The organism is Dyella sp. CR10 (genome assembly GCF_055814425.1).
This window is the reverse complement of the sequence record NZ_CP185986.1, coordinates 3,530,497-3,547,254: the sequence shown is the minus strand read 5'-3', so window position 1 is coordinate 3,547,254 and position 16,758 is coordinate 3,530,497. Positions and strand designations below refer to the sequence as shown.

Sequence of the window (16,758 nt, the reverse complement as noted above, 5' to 3'; positions counted from 1 at the left end):
CCACCCAGGTCAGAACGCCACGTTCACCGTCAGCCGCGCCGACTGGTCGCGTGCGTCGCTGGCGAACTGGCCGTGATAGCCGAAGTCCACCGTGACCACGTGGCTGAGCGGGAAGCGCACGCCGAGGTCGACCACGCCGGCGTTGTCCGCCACCGGCACGCCGTACACATTGAAGTCGTCCGTACCGGCCACGAAGCGCTGCCGGCGCTCCGGCACGCGATCGCCCCAGGCGTGCTGGTAACCCACGCCGGCATACGCATGCAGCCCGCCCGCGCCAAGGTCCAGCGTGCCGCGCACGCCGGCGATCGCCGCGGACAGATTGGACGAACTCTTGTCCACGGCGAGCGCCGCGGGCGTGCCGTGTTCGGTGAACGCATCCGTACGCACGTGCACCTGGCTGAGATTGAGGTAGGGCTCGACCGTGCCCTGGCCGAACGGGATGACGTAGCCGCCTTCGACATAGGCTTGCGCGGTGTTGGCGTCGTAGCTGGCCTGGGCCGTGCCGGAGAACGGGCCGTAGGCGATGCGGCGCGTCGTGTCGATCTTCTGCCAGGCATAGGCCGCGCCACCGCGCAGGCGGATGCTGCCCAGGTTCCAGCTGGCATACAGGCCGGCGTAGTTGGCCTTGGCATGCGCGGAGGAGCCGACCTCGCGCACGTTGAGGCTGTTCTGGCCGTGGCCGACCACGCCGCCCACGCGTAGCTCGTCGAAGCCCATGTCCGCGCCGACCAGCAGGCCGCTGCCATTGGCCTTCATGTCGTGCGCATTGCCGTCGCTGTCGTGGTCGCCCCAGTGGCCCCACAGCGAACTCCATACCATGGTGCCGTTGGCGGTGGCGCCTTCGGCGTTCTGGCCGCCGTAGCTGGCGCCAAGCAGGTGGTTGTTGATGGCGTCGCGTACGTAGCTGCTGTCGTCGGCCAGCGCGGTGGTGATGCTCGCCTGCATTTCGCCGGAGAGCTGGTCGAAGGCGTGCCGCGCGTCCGGCGCATTAAGACCGAGCAGGCCGTCATAGACCGGCGAGGACGGGTCCAGATGGTCAAGCGCGCCGGCCGTGTTCTTCTGGTTGCTGGTGTCGGCGACGCTTTCGAAGCTGACATCGTTGCGCTGCAGCCGGAGGTTCACCGCATTGGGCAGATAGCTGAGTGTCGGCGTCAGGAACAGCAGGTTCGCGCTCACTGCGCCGAACTGGCCGGTGACGCCCTGCGCGGCGGTGAGGATGGTGTAGTCGGTGCGCGGCGCGTAATTGCCCGGCTGCGCCAGCACCAGCACGCTGCCGCCGAGGATGGACGCGCTGCCGCCGACCGCGATGCGGCTGGCCTGGCCGGTCGGCGTTGCACCGACCTGGTAGCTGGAGCCGTTGCGGAACACTGCATTGCCGGTCACCGACAGCGTGCCGGTGGTGTTGCCCGGGATCACCGTGCCGGAAAGATCGAGTGCGCCGATGGTGCCGATGCCGCCCAGTGTGGCACCGCTGTTGACCGTCACCGCGCCGGCGAGCGTGGCACTCGGATGGCTGTTGTCGCCGACGATCAAGGTCCCTGCCGAGACGGTGGTGGCGCCGGAGAACGGATTGGCACCATTGAAGGTGAGGCTGCCGCCACCGGATTTGAGCAGCGTGCCGCTGCCCGACAGCGAGCCGTTGAAGACGCCATTGCTGCCCTGGTTGAAGATCAGCGCGGCGTTATCGGTGATGTTGCCTTGCAGGCTGGTGGTATCGCCCTGCAATGCGCCGGCGCTGATCGTGGTGCCGCCGCTATAGGTGTTGGCGCCGCTGAGCGTGAGCGTGCCGGCACCGAGCTTGGTCAGCGAACCGGCGCCGGAGACGACGCCGCCGAAGCTGCCGGCCGCACCCTGGTTGAAGATCAGCGAGGCGTTGTCGGTAATGTTGCCTTGCAGGCTGGTGGCATCGCCTTGCAGCGCGCCGGCACTGATCGTCGTTCCTCCGCTGTAGGTATTGGCACCGCTGAGCGTCAGCGTGCCGGCACCGAGCTTGGTCAGCGAACCGGTGCCGGAGACGATGCCGCCGAAGGTGCCGGCTGCACCCTGGTTGAAGATCAACGAGGCGTTGTCCGTGATGTTGCCTTGCAGGCTGGTGGTATCGCCTTGCAGCGCACCGGCACTGATCGTCGTTCCTCCGCTGTAGGTATTGGCGCCGCTGAGCGCGAGCGTGCCGGCACCGAGCTTGGTCAGCGAGCCGGTGCCCGAGACGATGCCGCCGAAGCTGCCAGCCGCACCCTGGTTGAAGATCAACGAGGCGTTGTCCGTGATGTTGCCTTGCAGGCTGGTGGTATCGCCTTGCAGCGCACCGGCACTGATCGTGGTGCCGCCGCTATAGGTATTGGCGCCGCTGAGCGTGAGCGTGCCGGCACCGAGCTTGGTCAGCGAGCCGGTGCCCGAGACGATGCCGCCGAAGCTGCCGGCCGCACCCTGGTTGAAGATCAACGAGGCGTTGTCGGTGATGTTGCCTTGCAGGCTCGTCGTGTCGCCCTGCAAGGCGCCGGCGCTGATCGTCGTTCCGCCGCTATAGCTGTTGGCGCCGCCGAGCGTGAGCGTGCCGGTACCGAGCTTGGTCAGTGTGCCCGTGCCGCTGATGGCGCCGCCGAAGTTGCCGTCAGCGCCCTGGCTGAAGACCAGCGAAGCATCGTCGGTGATGTTGCCCTGCAGGCTGGTCGCGTCGCCTTGCAGCGTACCGGCGCTGATCGTGGTGCCGCCGCTGTAGGTGTTGGCGCCGATAAGTACCAGGGTGCCGGCACCGAGTTTGGTGAGGCCGCCGCTGCCGCTCAAGGCTTGGCTGACAGTGAATACGTTGGCTGCATCGGCGATATCGAAACCCGCGCCGGCCGCGCCCATGGTGATCGCGCGCGCGGTGGACTGGAACGTCGTGCCGGTGACGCGCAGGGTGCCGCCTTCGAAGTCCAGGCCGGCGCTGGTCGCGCCGAGGTTGGCGTCGGCGCTCACGGACAAGGTACCCGCGCTCAGCATGGTGCTCTGCGTGTACGCATTGCTGCCGTTCAAGACCAAGGTGCCGGCGCCGGTCTTGTCGAGGCCCAGGCCGGTCAGCGTGTTGTCGATCGTCGCCGTCCAGCCCGCGCTGGCGGCACTGCCGTCGCCGACGCGAATTTCGCTGAGCGCGTTGGGCGATGGTGGAACCAGGGCGAGCGTGCCACCGACGAGGTGGTAGCCATCGCTGGCGAACTGCATGCCCAGCGCGGTCACCGGCTGCGAGCCGCCCGGACCGTCGTCGACGGTCACCGTGCCTGGCGCGCCGCCGAAGATGGCGAAGGCGTCGGCGGGTTGGCGCGTGGACGTGATCGAACCGACCGCATCGGTCCAATTGGCCTGCGGCAGCGACCAGGTGCCGCTGCCGCCGCCCATGGTGCTGTTGGTAGCCAAGCCGTTGGCGTTCCAGAAATTCAGCGTCAGGCCGTTGGTGTTGATCAGGTTGATCTGCTTGCTGGCGGTGAGGTTCTGGATGGTGAAGCCCGACGGTGGCGCGATGCCGCCATTGGTTTCGGTGAGCGTGCCGCCGTAAGTGAACAGGTTGTACAAGCCAGGACCGAAGCCGCCAGCATCGATCGGGTTGATGGTGGCCCCGTTGATCGAGAGATTGCCGCCCACGGCCACGTTGTGGCCGACGCCCGGCGTGGTGAAGTTCGGCCCGGGTGCGCCGAACGAGAAGTCGAGCAGGCTGCCCTGCGCCAGGGTGAGATCGCCGTTCACCGTGAGCGTGCCGGTGGGGTTGCCGGGCGCGAGATGGCCGCCGGCCAGCACCGAAGCGCTGCCGCCGATCGTGCCGAAGCCGCCAAGCGACGCGCCGCTGGCTACGCTGACATCGCCACCTACGGTTGCGGAGGTATGTGTCGCGTCGCCCACGATGAGGCTGCCGGTCTGCACCTGGGTCGGGCCGGTGTAAGTGTTCGCGCCATTGAGCACCAGTGTGTTGGCGGTGTTGGTCAGGCCGCCGGTGCCCTGGATGACGCCGTCGAAGCTGCCGCCACCGCTGCCACTCACGCTGAGCGTGTTCGCACCCAGGTTGATGGTGCCGCCAGCGCCGGCGAGCGCGCCGATGGTCTGGCTGCCTGATGCGCTGATGTCGAAGGTGCCGCCGCTGGCAAGCGTGAGCGCACTGCCCGCGGCGAGACTCCCGCCCGCCCCCAGCGCCAGCGTACCCGCCTGGATGCTGGTGCCGCCGGTATAGGTATTGGCTCCGGTCAGCGTCTGCGTGCCGCTGCCGTTGATCACCACGCCGCCGCTGCCGGCGATCGCGCCGGCGAAGCTGCTGCTGCCGGTCGGTGCGAGCGTCAGTGCATTCGCGCCGATGTTCACCGTGCCGCCCGTACCGCCGAGGGTGTCGATGCTTTGCGGGCCGGCCGCCGCAATATCGAAGGTGCTGCCGGTGGCGAGCGTCACCGCTCCGCTCGAAGCAAGCGAACCGCCGGGGCCGAGCGCGAGCGTGCCGGCGTTGATGGTCGTGCCGCCGGTGTAGGTGTTGGTTCCCGTCAGCGTGGACGTGCCGCTGCTTTGCTTGATGATGCCGCCGGTGCCGGTGATCGCGCCGGCGAAGATCGTGTTGGTCGCATCGCCGAACGTGAGGCTTTGTGCGCCCAAAGCGACCGTGCTGCCGGCAACGCCGGCGAGCGCGCCGATGGTCGGGCCGGTGGCGGCACCGGAGATGTCGAAGATCGAGGTCGCGCCGCCAAGCGTCACCGCGCTGGTGGAGGCGAGGCTGCCGCTGCCGCTGAGCGCCAGCGTACCCGCCTGGATGCTGGTGCCGCCGGTGTAGGTATTGGCGTGGCTCAGGGTGAAGACGCCGCTGTCCTGCTTGACGATGCCGCCGGTGCCGGTGATGGAACCGGCGAAGGTAGTGTTGGTGCCGTCGCCCAGTGTGAGCCTGCGTGCGCCCAAAGCGACCGTGCTGCCGACAACACCGGAGAGCGCTCCGATGGTCTGGTCGGCGCTGGCGCCGGAGATGTCGAACACACTTGTGGCGCCGGCGAGGTTGACCATGCCAGTGGCGGCCAGCGAGCCGTTCGTACCGAGTGCGATGGTGCCATTGTTGATAACGGTGCCGCCGGTGTAGGTGTTGGCGGCTGCCAGTGTCACCGTGATGGGGGAGCTGCCGGTGAGCGTGCTGTCGTTGGTCAGCGCGCCGCTGCCGGACAGCACGCCCGATAACGTGAAGTTGTTGTCGCCGGCCAGGTAGAGGCCGCCGGCATGGAGGTTGACCGCTTTGCTCAGCGTCGCGCCGCTCAGGCTCGCGCCGATTCCGCCGCCGTTGGATGTGATGGTCGACGCGCTGCCGAAGTTGGCGTCGTTGTCGAAGATGGCCACGCCGCCATTGAGCGTGGCATCGCCGCTGACCAGCGCCCCCTGCAGGTTCCAGGTGCCGCTGTTCACCGTCAGATGCTGGAAGTTGACATAGGTGTTGGACGAGACAGTCGTCGCTGACGCCGTGGGACCGGCGCCCGAGCCCGGGCCGGACAGCACGTTCTGCAGTACCAGCGTGTTGTTGCCGCCCGCGCCGCCGTCGATCTGTCCAGTCGGCGCGAAGCTGATACTGAGACCCAGCACGCCGAGCAGGTTCAACCCGAGGCTGGTACCGCTGCTGACGTTCGACCCGGACACCGCGGTGAAGGTGTTCGTGCTGTTGGTGCCCATCGACACGCTGCCGCCGATCGTGCCGGCGTTGATGAAGGTATTGCCGGTGGTGGAGGACCCGAACGCGGTGCGGCCAGTAATCGTGCCGGTGTTGACAAAGTTGACCTGGGCGCCGCCGTAGACGGCGATGACCGGCGCATCCACGTCGAGCACCGTGACGCCGAGCAGGTTTTTTGAACCGATGGTGCCGGAGTTGGCGATCGTGGTGGTACCGCCGACGCCGTTTTGCACCGACAGCGCCATGCCGGTGAGGTCGGCGAGATTCAAGCCAAGCAGGCCGGTGGTGCCTGTCATCGTGCCCTGATTGCTGACGGTCACGGTGCTGCCCGGGATCGTCGGGCTTGGAATGGGGTTGCCGATCACCGTGCCGGAAGACAGCAGGCTGAGCAGGCCGAGCAGAGAAGGATCAATGGTGCCGCTGTTATTGAGCGTCGTGCCGTTGCCGGAGAGCGACATCGCGGTGCCGCCGAGGCCGAGGAGCACGCCGACGGTGCTGCCGGGTGAAAGATTGACGGTGAGGTTATCGGCGCTGGCCGCGTAAGAAGGCGCGAGCGGATTGGCGGCACCGGAGCAGGTCACCGTGGCGCCATTGGTCGGATTGATCGGCGAGCAGGCAGCCATCGCCGACTCTACCGGCAAGGCGCCGCACGCGGCCAGACAGGCCAGCGCCAGTGCGCGACGCGCGAGCCGCGGTTGCGACCTCGTCGCCTGCGCGGTGTCGACGCCGTGCGCGCGCGTCAGTTCGGAAGCCACTTGAAGCACGCGCAGCGCGCGGTTCCAGACGAGCCGGTAAGTCCGATTCATGTTGTACCCCTGAGGTGAAGGCCGGTGCCGGGCGGCTTCGCTGCTTATGTCGCGGCTCTCCTATGAGCCGCGCTGGTGCAGGTGGCGCATGCGTGCGACGGGGCCAGTTGGCTGGCGTCGAAACGGATGCGCAAAAAAAGGGAAGGCGGGATCAGTCCGCCGTGTCGCAGCGACTTCAGCTATCGGACGCCGCGGCGTGGGGCGACCAGATGCGATAGCGTGGCGCGGATGCGTTCCATCGTGCAAAGACCATCTGACACCTCCTGTGCAATGGAAAACGTACGCGCCTTGCGCGCGCAGGCATGAGCATAAGGGTCGACCGTGGAGGCTTCGTGATCGATCGCCCGCGGCGGCGGCGAAAGCCCTCGAAGCCTGCGTGGACTTGCGAACAGCGACGGATCTCGGCAGTCATCACACCCCCCGTGTGGACAGCGATGTCGAGTTCGAAACCGGAACCTGCCTTCCTCTTCGCCGGGTCCGGCCTAGTGGCGCCTCATCGAGTCATGGCGCGCGTCGGATTCTAGGTAGGCGAATCGTGGATAGCCAGTGAAAGAAGTGCCGCGCGCAAAAAAAGACGGGGCGCCGCTGGCGCCCCGTCGGGTCTTGCTTTGCTTTCGCTGAGGATTACTTCAGCTCGGTCTGGCTGGTGAGCACCAGGCCGGCGTTTTCCACATGCACTTCGCCGCTGATCGACTGGATGCGCTCGGCCTGCTTGCGCATGGTCTCGAACTGCGCCTTGGCACGCTCGGCGGCGGAGGCGGCCTTGGCGGTCTCTTCCTTGTCGCCGTCCTCGGCATCGCCGTTCTCGTCGTGGTTCACGGAATCGGTCAGCTCCTTGAGGCGGTCCGACTTGTCTTCCATGGCCTTGATCCACGACAGGTACATGTCGCCGCTCAGATGCACGCGGCTCATGCGGCCGGCATCGCCGGCGGGTGCCTTGAGCATGCCGTCGAGCTTGCCTTCCTCGCCTTCGCCGATAGCCATCGCCAGCGCCTTGTCGCCCATCGCCACCCACACGGGCTGGCCGAGCGCGGCGGTCATTTCCGGCGGCAGCGCGACCGGCTTGCCGCCGGGCGTCAGCTTCAGCTGTGCCAGCGCGGGCGATGCCATGCTGCCCATCGCGACCAGGCCGGCCGGATTGGTGCTGCCCACCAGCACGCGGCCGGTGAACTTGGGCGTGCCGCCCTCGGTGCCGGCGTCGAAGCTGTCCAGCGACACGCGCAGGCCCAGCAGATCGCCGAACGGCGGCATCGCCGCCTGCTGCGCCACCTGGCCCAGCTTGGCGAAGCCTTCGTTGAGGTTGGTCAGCGAGGGGCAGCCGAACGGCTTGGCGGCCACGGCTTCGGCCTGCGAGGCCCAGAAGGTGCGCAGCTGGGCCATCGGCAACGCGAGGCTGACGTCCATCGGCGCATCGCCGGCGGCGCCCAGGCCCGGCAGCTCCACCTTGAGGCCGGCGAAGGCCTGGGTGATGTCGCTGGCCAGGGCGATGTCCCAGCGCAGATCCTGATGCTTGGCGTCGAGCTTGGTGTAGCCGAAGCTCATGGCGGGGATGCGCGCGGCGATGCGCGCGGCATCTGGCTCGCAGGCGGGCGAGACGGCCGGCTGGGTCGACACCGGCTCGCCGGTCTTGGCCGATTCGGCCTGCTGGTGCGCCTTGTACATGGCGGCGAACAGCGGGTCCTTGCCGCTGGCGACCAGCGGCAGCAGGCGCACCAGGTCGAGCTGGCCCACGGCCCACGGCTTGTAGCCCTTGTCCTTGGCCAGCTTCTGCAGGCGGTCGTCGTCCTGGATGCTCTTGGTCGGGCGATCCAGGCCCAGCGCCTGGCGCAGCAGCGGCTGCGACGCGTCGGCCGGCAGCACGGCGGCCACCGCCTGCTTGCCGACCACGGCCAGGATCACCTGGGTGCCGGCTTCGGCGGAAACATGCTTGCGGTAGCTCTGGCTGCCTTCGGTGGCGGTGTCGAGCTTCTTGCCGTAGGCGGTCTCGAGGCGGCCCACGAAGGCGTCGAAGGCCTTCGGGTCGGTCAGTTCGAAGCGCACTACCGGAGCCAGGCCCAGGCCATAGATGGCCGAATGGCCCTTCATGTCGAGGCCGGCGTTCTGCGCGAATGCCTCGATGCTCTTGCCGTCGAGTTCGGCAATGAAGGCCTTGAGCAGGTTGGCCGTGTCGGCGTCCTTCTGGCTCATCTCTTCGGCGGCGGACTTCAGCTGGGCCAGCTGGCTGGGCAGCTGGGCATCGGCCTGGGCGAGCAGCGCCTTGCGGGTGTCGTCATCCAGCACGTCCAGGTTGGCCACCACGTACGGCGTATCGGCCGGCACGAAGGCCAGCGGGGCATCCTTGTCCTTGTGGCCGCAGGCTGCCAGCAGCACGCCGGCGACAGCCAGCGCCAGGTAGCGCTTACTCACTCGCATATCGATTCCCTGAATAAAAGAGGTGGGTTGTTGCGCCGCACATTATGCCCGTTTCGCCCGGGCGGTGCGGGGCGAAAAGCGGGCACAGGCCTCGCTGGAGCGCAGCTCAGGGTCGCGCCAGCATCTCGCTCAGCACGGCCATTCGCACGAATACGCCGTTGCCTACCTGCTCCAGGATGCGCGACTGGGCGCCATCGGCCACGTCGGAGCTGATCTCGATGCCGCGGTTGATCGGACCCGGATGCATCACCAGGGCGTTGCGCGCCGCGCGGGCGAGGCGGCGGGCGTCCAGGCCGTAATGCTGGAAGTAGGCGGCCTCGTCCTGCAGATCGGTGGCGGCCATGCGCTCTTTCTGCAGGCGCAGCATGATCACTACGTCGGCGCCTTCGACGGCTTGGTCGAAATCGGTGAAGCGCTGGCACTGCGGCAGTTCGTGTTCGTCCGGCATCAGCGCGGCCGGGGCGCACAGGCGAATGTCGCGCACGCCCAGCGCGGTGAGCGCATGCACGTCCGAGCGCGCCACGCGCGAATGCTTCACGTCGCCGCAGATCACCACGCCCAGCGTGGCGAAATCCGGCCGGTGCTGGCGGATGGTGAGCGCGTCCAGCAGACCCTGGGTGGGATGGGCGCGGTTGCCGTCGCCGGCGTTGATCACCGATACGCCGCTCATGGCGTGGCGCACCAGTTCCTCCGGCGTGCCGGAGGCCTTGTGGCGCACCACGATCGCGTCCAGGTGCATCGCTTCGAGCGTGTGCAGCGTGTCGTACAGCTCCTCGCCCTTGCTGGTGGAGGAGAAGCCGATGTCGAAATTGATCACGTCCGCGCCGAGGCGGCGCGCGGCCAGTTCGAACGAGGTGCGCGTGCGCGTGGAGGGCTCGAAGAACAGGTTGAGGATGGTGCGCCCGGCGAGCAGGTCGAGCTTGCGCGTGCCGTGCGCGCAGGCGTCGCGCATGGTGACGGCGCGGTCGAGCAGGCGCTCGATGGTCTCGCGCGGCATGTTTTCAAGGGTGGTCAGGTGGCGCAGGCGCAAGGTCATAGGGGCGTCGAAAGTGTAAGGTCAGGGCGTCGGATCGGCCGGCGAAAGGATATCGGCGGGCTGGGCCAGCCAGCGTTCCAGGATGACCGCCGCGGCTTCTGCGTCGATCGCGGCGGCGTCGCTGCGTTTCTTCAGGCCCGCGGCGCGCGCGCCGGCAAACCGGCGCGCGGCTTCCTGCGAGGTATGGCGTTCGTCGACCAGTGCGACCGGCAGACCGTAGCGGTCGTGCAGGCGCTCGGCCAGGCGGCGGGCGCCGCGGCTGGCGGGCTGTTCCTGGCCTTCGAGGGTGAGCGGCAGGCCGATCACCAGGGTGTCGGGTTGCCATTCCTTGCGCAGGGCATCGAGGCGGGACCAGTCCGGCTCGCCGTCGCGCACCGGCACTACCGCGAGCGCTCGGGCCAGGCCAGTGAAATGGTTGCCGACCGCGACGCCGAGCAGGCGGCTGCCGTAGTCGAAACCGAACACACAGCTCATGCGTGACCCGCGTAGCCCGGCAACTGGAGCGGATTGACCCCGACCAGACCGGCGGCGGCGCTCCAGCGTTCCTCGAGCGGGGTATGGAACACCACGCGCTCGTTGGCTTCCACGGTCAGCCAGGTGTTGTCCTTCAGCTCCTGCTCGAGCTGCCCGGCGCTCCAGCCGGCGTAGCCCAGCGCCATCAGGGCCTGGCGCGGACCTTCGCCCGCCGCCATGGCGACCAGGATGTCGCGCGAGGTGGTCACCGACCAGTGATCGTCGATGCGGTAGCTGGATTCCCAGTGACCCGGCTCGCGGTGCAGCACGAAGCCGCGCTCCTGCTGCACGGGGCCGCCGATCAGCACGGGCAGGTCGGCCACTTCGGGGTCGTCGCATTCAAGCTTCATCTGCTTGAGCACGTCGCCCATGCGGTATTCGGACAGCTGGTTGATCAGCAACCCCACCGCGCCGTCGTCGTCGTGCTGGCAGACGAAGGCGACACCGCGCGAGAAGGGCGGCTCGGCCAGGCTGGGCATGGCGATGAGGAAGTGGCCGGCGAGGGACGAAGGACGGGGCGCGCTCATGCGGGCATTGTAAGCGCTGGGGATGCTAGGTGGGGGTGAAGCGGAGCGGCGGCGCGCGGATCGCGCAACCTGAAGTTGGCGCTGCCGCCCGGCTACCGCGTATGCAGCACGTTGTCGGCCTGGAACTGCCAGGTCCGCGTGATGTGCAGCTCGTCCACCCGGTCGCCGCCCTGCGGCAGGGGCGGGAATGGCGCGGCGAGGCGCACGATGCGCTCGGCGGCCTGGTCCAGGACCTTCTGGCCGGAGCTGCCGATCACCTCGATGTTCATCACCTTGCCCTCGCGGTCCAGGGTGACCGTGAGCAGCACGTCGCCGTGCAGTTTCTGGCGGCGGGCCGCGTCCGGGTAATTCAGGTTGCCGATGCGCTCGATCCGATCCACCCAGTTGCGCATGTAGCCGGCGTAGGCGTACTCGCTGGTGTTGGAGGAAATGAACTTCCTTTTCGGGCGCTTGGCGTACGCCTCCTGCATGCGGCGCTTCTCGGCCGCCAGCTGGGCGGCCTCCATGCGCGCGCGATCGGTATCGGCGGTGGGCAAGGGGCTGTCGGTCTTGTCCGGCTGGGCGCTGTCGGAGTTCACGCTGAAGCGGCTGTTGCCGGTGGTAGTCAGCAATTTGTCGGGAGTGGCTTCCTGCGGGCGCATCGTCGCGGCTTGCTGTTCGTGCTCGGCCACGCCCGGCTCGGGCTTGGGCAGCGGGCCGGAGAACGGCTGAGACGGCCGCGCGGCCTTGTCGCTTTCGCCGCCGCCGCTGTTGTTGGCCTGGGCCAGGAAGTCGGCCTTCTCCGGCCGCTCGCGGTTGGCCACGTCCACCAGGGTCACGTCCAGCGTGGGCAGGCTGGGGTGCGGCTTGACGTAGCCGAAGGTGATGCCGAGCACCAGCACGCCGTGCAGCAACAGCGAAAACAGCAAGGTGGCGCCGATCAGATCGGCGCCCCGGGGTGCAGATGCAGGCTGGCTCACGCGGACCGCTTTCCGTGGATATGGTGTTCGATGACGTCGAACAATTGGCCGCAGATATTAAGGCCGAACTGCTTGTCCAGTTCGCGGGCGCAGGTCGGCGATGTGACGTTGATCTCAGTGAGGTAGTCGCCGATCACGTCCAGCCCCACGAACAGCAGGCCGCGCTGCTTCAGCTCAGGCGCGATCTGGCTGATGATCCAGCGGTCGCGCTCGGTCAGCGGCACGCCTTCGCCGCGGCCGCCGGCCGCCAGGTTGCCACGGAACTCGTCGCCCTGCGGGATGCGCGCCAGCGCGTAGGGCACCGCTTCGCCGTCCACCACCAGGATGCGCTTGTCGCCCGCGCTGATCTGCGGGATGAACTTCTGCGCCATCACGAACTGGGCATGGCCGCCACCGTTGTGCAGGCCGCCGCTCAGCAGGGTTTCCAGCATCGAATTGAGGTTGCTGTCGCCGCTGCGCACGCGAAAGATGCCGCGCCCGCCCATGCCGTCCAGCGGCTTGAGCACCACCTCGCCGTGCTCGGCCACGAAGCGCCGCAGCTCGCCCTTGTCGCGCGACAGCAGGGTGGGGGCCATGCACTGGCTGAAGTCCAGCGCGTACATCTTTTCGTTGCAGTCGCGCAGGGCCTGCGGGTCGTTCACTACCATCACGCCGGCGCGCTGGGCCAGCGACGCCACCATGGTGTCGTAGATGAACTGGGAATCGACCGGCGGGTCCTTGCGCATCAGCAGCACGTCCATCTCCGCCAGGTCCCGCCAGCGGGGTTCGCCCAGGCTGAACCAGCCGGACGGGTCGTCCTTCACGGTGAGCGGAGTCAGGCGGGCCCAGGCGCGGCCGTCCCGCACGGCCAGGTCGCCCTGTTCCGTATAAAAGAGCGCATGGCCGCGCCGCTGGGCTTCCAGCAGCATGGCGAAGGTGGTGTCCTTGGCAATCTTGATGGCGCCGATGGGATCCATCAGCACGGCGACCGAGAGGGCCATCGTCATTCTCCGGTAGTGGGGGTCCCGTAGGGTGGCCGCTTTCACTTCGGCTCGACGGGGTGGGAATGGCGCGCATGTTCGCCGACGCGCATGACAGGCGGCAAGGCTGCCCGGCCTTGTCTTGAAGGCGTGGCGCACGGCTCAACCACGAGGATTTTGGCTTGACGGCACGCCGGGCAGGCGGTAAACAGCACGCACAACTGTCCGCCGACCGAGCGGGCAATGTGGTGGGCAATCATTTGCGGGATTCTTATTCGTCCACATGGAGCCGACGGCCCCGCGCTGTCGGCTTCGTGTCTTACCTGAGAGCCTGGGGCGGGTCACAGGGGGGTGTGTGAACTTGAACATAAGTGGAAATGGCCTGGCCGGTCTCAAGGTCATGGTGATCGACGACTCCAAGACCATCCGCCGCACGGCGGAAACCTTGCTGAAGAAGGAAGGTTGCGACGTGCTTACGGCCGTCGACGGTTTCGAGGCGCTCGCCAAGATCTCTGACCAGAAGCCCGCCATCATCTTCGTCGACATCATGATGCCGCGCCTCGATGGCTATCAGACCTGCGCGCTCATCAAGAACAATCCGCAGTTCCGGTCCACGCCGGTGATCATGCTCAGCTCGAAGGACGGCCTGTTCGACAAGGCCCGGGGCCGCATCGTGGGCGCGGAGCAGTATCTGACCAAGCCGTTCACCCGCGACGAACTGCTTGGAGCCATCCATCGTCATGTCACGGTGTAAGACCACCGACTACAGGGGCTGAGGGGGACCTGTGGCCAACATTCTCATCATCGACGACTCGCCGACCGACGTGCGCGTGTTCACCACGCTGCTCGAGCGCGCCGGTCACAAGGTCGATTCGGTCAACAATGCCGAGGAAGGCATCGAGCGCGTGCGCGCCGAGCTGCCCGCCCTGGTCATCATGGACGTGATCATGCCCGGCATGAACGGGTTCCAGGCGACGCGTACGCTGACGCGCGACCCGGTGACCAAGGACGTACCGATCGTGATGATCACCACCAAATCCATGGAGACCGATCGCGTCTGGGGCCTGCGCCAGGGTGCCCGCGCCTTCATCACCAAGCCGGTGAACGAGAAGGAACTCCTGGCATGCATCAACGACCTGCTGCCCAGCGCAGCATGAGGTCCGCCCCATGAGCCAGACCCTTTCCCCGTTCGAGATCCTCGCGCGCTACGAGCGCCTGTCGCTGGCGCACGCCTCCGATACGCCGGAGAAGCTGGAGGCCCCGGGCCTGTGGCGCGGCATCGGCTATCGCGTCGGCGCCCGCCTGTTCGTCAGCGGCATCGACGAGATCAGCGAGCTGCTGGCAGTGCCGACGCTGACGCCCGTGCCGGGCACGCAGTCCTGGCTGCTGGGCGTGGCCAACGTGCGCGGCAACCTGGTGCCGGTGGTCGACCTGGGGCGCTTCCTGTTCGGCGAGCGCACCTTGCAGACCGAGCGCAGCCGCCTGCTGGTGGTACGCCAGGGTGCGGGCAACGTGGCCCTGCTGGTGGACGAAGTGTTCGGGCAGCGCACGGTCGATACCGAGGCGCGCCGATCCGCCGAGCAGGAGGACGATCCGCGCCTGTCGCGCTTCGTCGACGAGAGGGTGGGCGAGCCCCGGCTGGCGGTATTCAGCATGGGGCGGCTGGTACGCGCGCCGGACTTCCGTCAGGCCGCGGCCTGACGACATAACGCTGCATCACGTAGGACCGGCGCCGGGTCGCGGCCGGAATCAGGGGCTTCAGACCCAGCCGCACCGGGCGACCGGCGCGGCTTCGAGACGGGTGAGGAAACGAACATGAGCACTACAGGGGGCGTCGGCAAGGAACGGGGCTATACCGGCCTCATCGTCTTGCTGGTTGCGGCGATCGGCTTCGCGGCGTTGGACTTCTTCATGCTCAACGCGAAGAACAGCGAAGACCGCCAGGCCATCGGCCTGACCACGCAGATCCAGGTGTTGTCGCAGCAGACGGCGAAGTACGCGCTGGAAGCGTCCGACGGTAACGTCGACTCCTTCAAGGAGCTGGAGACCAACCGCAACGCCATCGACTCGGCGGTGCAGCGCCTGAATGCCGGCGACGCCAAGAGCGGCATGCAGGCCTACGCCGACAACAGCGCCTCGCCCGCGGGCCGAGCGGTCGGCGCACTGAGTGGCGCGTGGAAGCAGCTGGACGCGGACATCGGCAAGATCCTCTCCAACAAGGCCCTGGTGCTGGATTCGGCCCAGCGCGCCGGCACCCTGTCGCGCGAACTGCCCGTGCTGAACTCCAGCATGGAGCAGGTGGTGAACATCCTGCAGCAGCGCGGCGGCAGCGCGGACCAGACCTACACCTCCGCCCGCCAGATGCTGCTGGCCGACCGCATGATCCGCCGCGTGCAGGAGATCCTGCAGGGCGGCGACGCCGCGCAGCCGGCCGCCGACGGCCTGGCCCGCGACGGCCAGCTGTACGGCTCGGTGCTCAAGGGTCTGCAGGAAGGCAATGCCGAAGTCGGCGTGCGTTCGATGAACGACGCCAACGCGCGCAAGATCCTCGGCGACATGCAGACCAAGTGGGACAGCCTGCAGGATCCGGTCTCCAAGCTGGTCAGCGCCGGCGGCAACCTGTCGGAAGTGAAGCGCGCCGGCAACCAGGCCTCGCTCGATTCGCAGAACGTGCTGCTGCGCGCGAACGAACTGTCCGAGCAGATCGGCAAGCTGCCGCTGCGCCGCCTGTTCCCCAACGTGTGGTGGGGCGTGCTCGGAGCGATCGGCGCGGCCGCCTTCGCCGGCCTGCTGGTGGTCACCCTGGTGCGCGACCAGCGCCGCCGCTTCCAGGAGTCGGCGGAACTGAACCAGCGTAACCAGGAGGCGATCATGCGCCTGCTGGACGAAATGGGTTCGCTCGCGGAAGGCGACCTGACGGTGAAGACCACCGTGACCGAGGACATCACCGGCGCCATCGCCGACTCGGTGAACTACGCCATCGACGAGCTGCGCACCCTGGTGACCACGATCAACGAGACCTCCGAGCAGGTGTCGTCGTCGGCGCAGGAAACCCAGACCACCGCCCGCCACCTGGCCGAATCCGCGCAGCACCAGGCGGCGCGGATCAGCACCGCGACCTCGGCGATCAACCAGATCGCCAGTCTGATGGACAACGTGTCCAAGGACTCCGCCGAATCGGCCGACGTGGCCGAGCGCTCCGTGCGCATCGCTTCACACGGCGCGGAGGTGGTGCGCGAGACGATCTCGGGCATGGACTCGATCCGCGACCAGATCCAGGAAACCTCCAAGCGCATCAAGCGGCTGGGCGAGTCGTCGCAGGAGATCGGCTCCATCGTGGAACTGATCAACGACATTGCCGAGCAGACCAACATCCTCGCGCTCAACGCCGCCATCCAGGCGGCCTCGGCGGGCGAGGCGGGCCGCGGCTTCGCGGTGGTGGCGGACGAAGTGCAGCGCCTGGCCGAACGCTCGGCCAGCGCGACCAAGCGCATCGAAACGCTGGTGCAGGCGATTCAGTCGGACACCAACGAAGCGGTCAACTCCATGGAGCAGACCACCGCCGAAGTGGTGGCCGGCGCCCGCAAGGCCGAGGACGCGGGCAGCGCGCTGGGCGACATCGAACGCGTGTCGCACGACCTGTCCGCACTGATTCAGAACATCTCGGCCGCGGCGCGCGAGCAATCCATCGCCGCGACGGACATCTCGCAGTCGATGAACGCGATCCAGGAAATCACCTCGCAGACCTCGCAGGGCGCGAGCCAGACGGCCGACTCGATCGGTTATCTGGCCCAGCTGGCCAGCGACCTGCGACGTTCGGTGGCTCACTTCAAGCTGCCGGGCTGACACAACGGTACGGGCGCGCGCTTGCCAGGCAAGGGCGCGTCCGA

11 protein-coding genes and 1 pseudogene are annotated in these 16,758 nt (G+C 67.7%); 4 read left to right on the top strand and 8 right to left on the bottom strand.

What is annotated here, in order from left to right:
- Nucleotides 1–9: 9 nt before the first annotated feature.
- The 8 genes and pseudogenes from ACNR9O_RS15995 to ACNR9O_RS15960 form a co-directional block, all read right to left on the bottom strand.
- Nucleotides 10–6,450, bottom strand: a pseudogene (locus tag ACNR9O_RS15995) (autotransporter-associated beta strand repeat-containing protein); the annotation flags it as partial.
- A gap of 636 nt (nucleotides 6,451–7,086) precedes the next feature.
- Nucleotides 7,087–8,874: a hypothetical protein gene (locus ACNR9O_RS15990; protein WP_473687077.1), complete on the bottom strand. Its 1,788-nt coding sequence runs from the start codon at nucleotides 8,872–8,874 to the stop codon at nucleotides 7,087–7,089.
- 106 nt (nucleotides 8,875–8,980) lie between these two features.
- Nucleotides 8,981–9,910: an aspartate carbamoyltransferase catalytic subunit gene (locus tag ACNR9O_RS15985; protein WP_473687079.1), complete on the bottom strand. Its 930-nt coding sequence runs from the start codon at nucleotides 9,908–9,910 to the stop codon at nucleotides 8,981–8,983.
- A gap of 21 nt (nucleotides 9,911–9,931) precedes the next feature.
- The gene (ruvX, locus tag ACNR9O_RS15980; protein WP_473687081.1) at nucleotides 9,932–10,384 is read right to left on the bottom strand and encodes a Holliday junction resolvase RuvX; all 453 of its coding nucleotides are present in this window, start codon (nucleotides 10,382–10,384) and stop codon (nucleotides 9,932–9,934) included.
- Nucleotides 10,381–10,950, bottom strand: coding sequence for a YqgE/AlgH family protein (locus tag ACNR9O_RS15975; protein WP_473687083.1), 570 nt, complete (start codon nucleotides 10,948–10,950; stop codon nucleotides 10,381–10,383). The genes ruvX and ACNR9O_RS15975 overlap by 4 nt, the downstream gene beginning before the upstream one ends.
- Before the next feature lie 92 nt (nucleotides 10,951–11,042).
- Nucleotides 11,043–11,909, bottom strand: coding sequence for an energy transducer TonB (locus ACNR9O_RS15970; RefSeq protein WP_473687085.1), 867 nt, complete (start codon nucleotides 11,907–11,909; stop codon nucleotides 11,043–11,045).
- Nucleotides 11,906–12,889, bottom strand: coding sequence for a glutathione synthase (gene gshB / locus ACNR9O_RS15965; RefSeq protein ID WP_473687087.1), 984 nt, complete (start codon nucleotides 12,887–12,889; stop codon nucleotides 11,906–11,908). The genes ACNR9O_RS15970 and gshB overlap by 4 nt, the downstream gene beginning before the upstream one ends.
- Before the next feature lie 41 nt (nucleotides 12,890–12,930).
- Complete coding sequence (locus tag ACNR9O_RS15960; RefSeq protein ID WP_473687089.1) at nucleotides 12,931–13,128, bottom strand: hypothetical protein; 198 nt, start codon at nucleotides 13,126–13,128, stop codon at nucleotides 12,931–12,933.
- A gap of 140 nt (nucleotides 13,129–13,268) precedes the next feature.
- On the opposite strand from ACNR9O_RS15960, the gene ACNR9O_RS15955 reads away from it, so the two are divergent.
- The 4 genes from ACNR9O_RS15955 (at nucleotide 13,269) to ACNR9O_RS15940 (ending at nucleotide 16,714) form a co-directional block, all read left to right on the top strand.
- On the top strand, nucleotides 13,269–13,622 hold the full coding sequence (locus ACNR9O_RS15955) for a response regulator (RefSeq protein ID WP_026633542.1): 354 nt from the start codon (nucleotides 13,269–13,271) through the stop codon (nucleotides 13,620–13,622).
- A gap of 31 nt (nucleotides 13,623–13,653) precedes the next feature.
- On the top strand, nucleotides 13,654–14,025 hold the full coding sequence (locus tag ACNR9O_RS15950) for a response regulator (RefSeq protein ID WP_473687093.1): 372 nt from the start codon (nucleotides 13,654–13,656) through the stop codon (nucleotides 14,023–14,025).
- A 10-nt stretch (nucleotides 14,026–14,035) separates the two neighbouring features.
- Nucleotides 14,036–14,569: a chemotaxis protein CheW gene (locus tag ACNR9O_RS15945; protein ID WP_473687095.1), complete on the top strand. Its 534-nt coding sequence runs from the start codon at nucleotides 14,036–14,038 to the stop codon at nucleotides 14,567–14,569.
- Nucleotides 14,570–14,683: 114 nt separating this feature from the next.
- A complete protein-coding gene (locus tag ACNR9O_RS15940) occupies nucleotides 14,684–16,714 on the top strand; it encodes a methyl-accepting chemotaxis protein (RefSeq protein WP_473687097.1) in 2,031 nt (676 codons plus the stop codon).
- Nucleotides 16,715–16,758 lie beyond the last annotated feature (44 nt).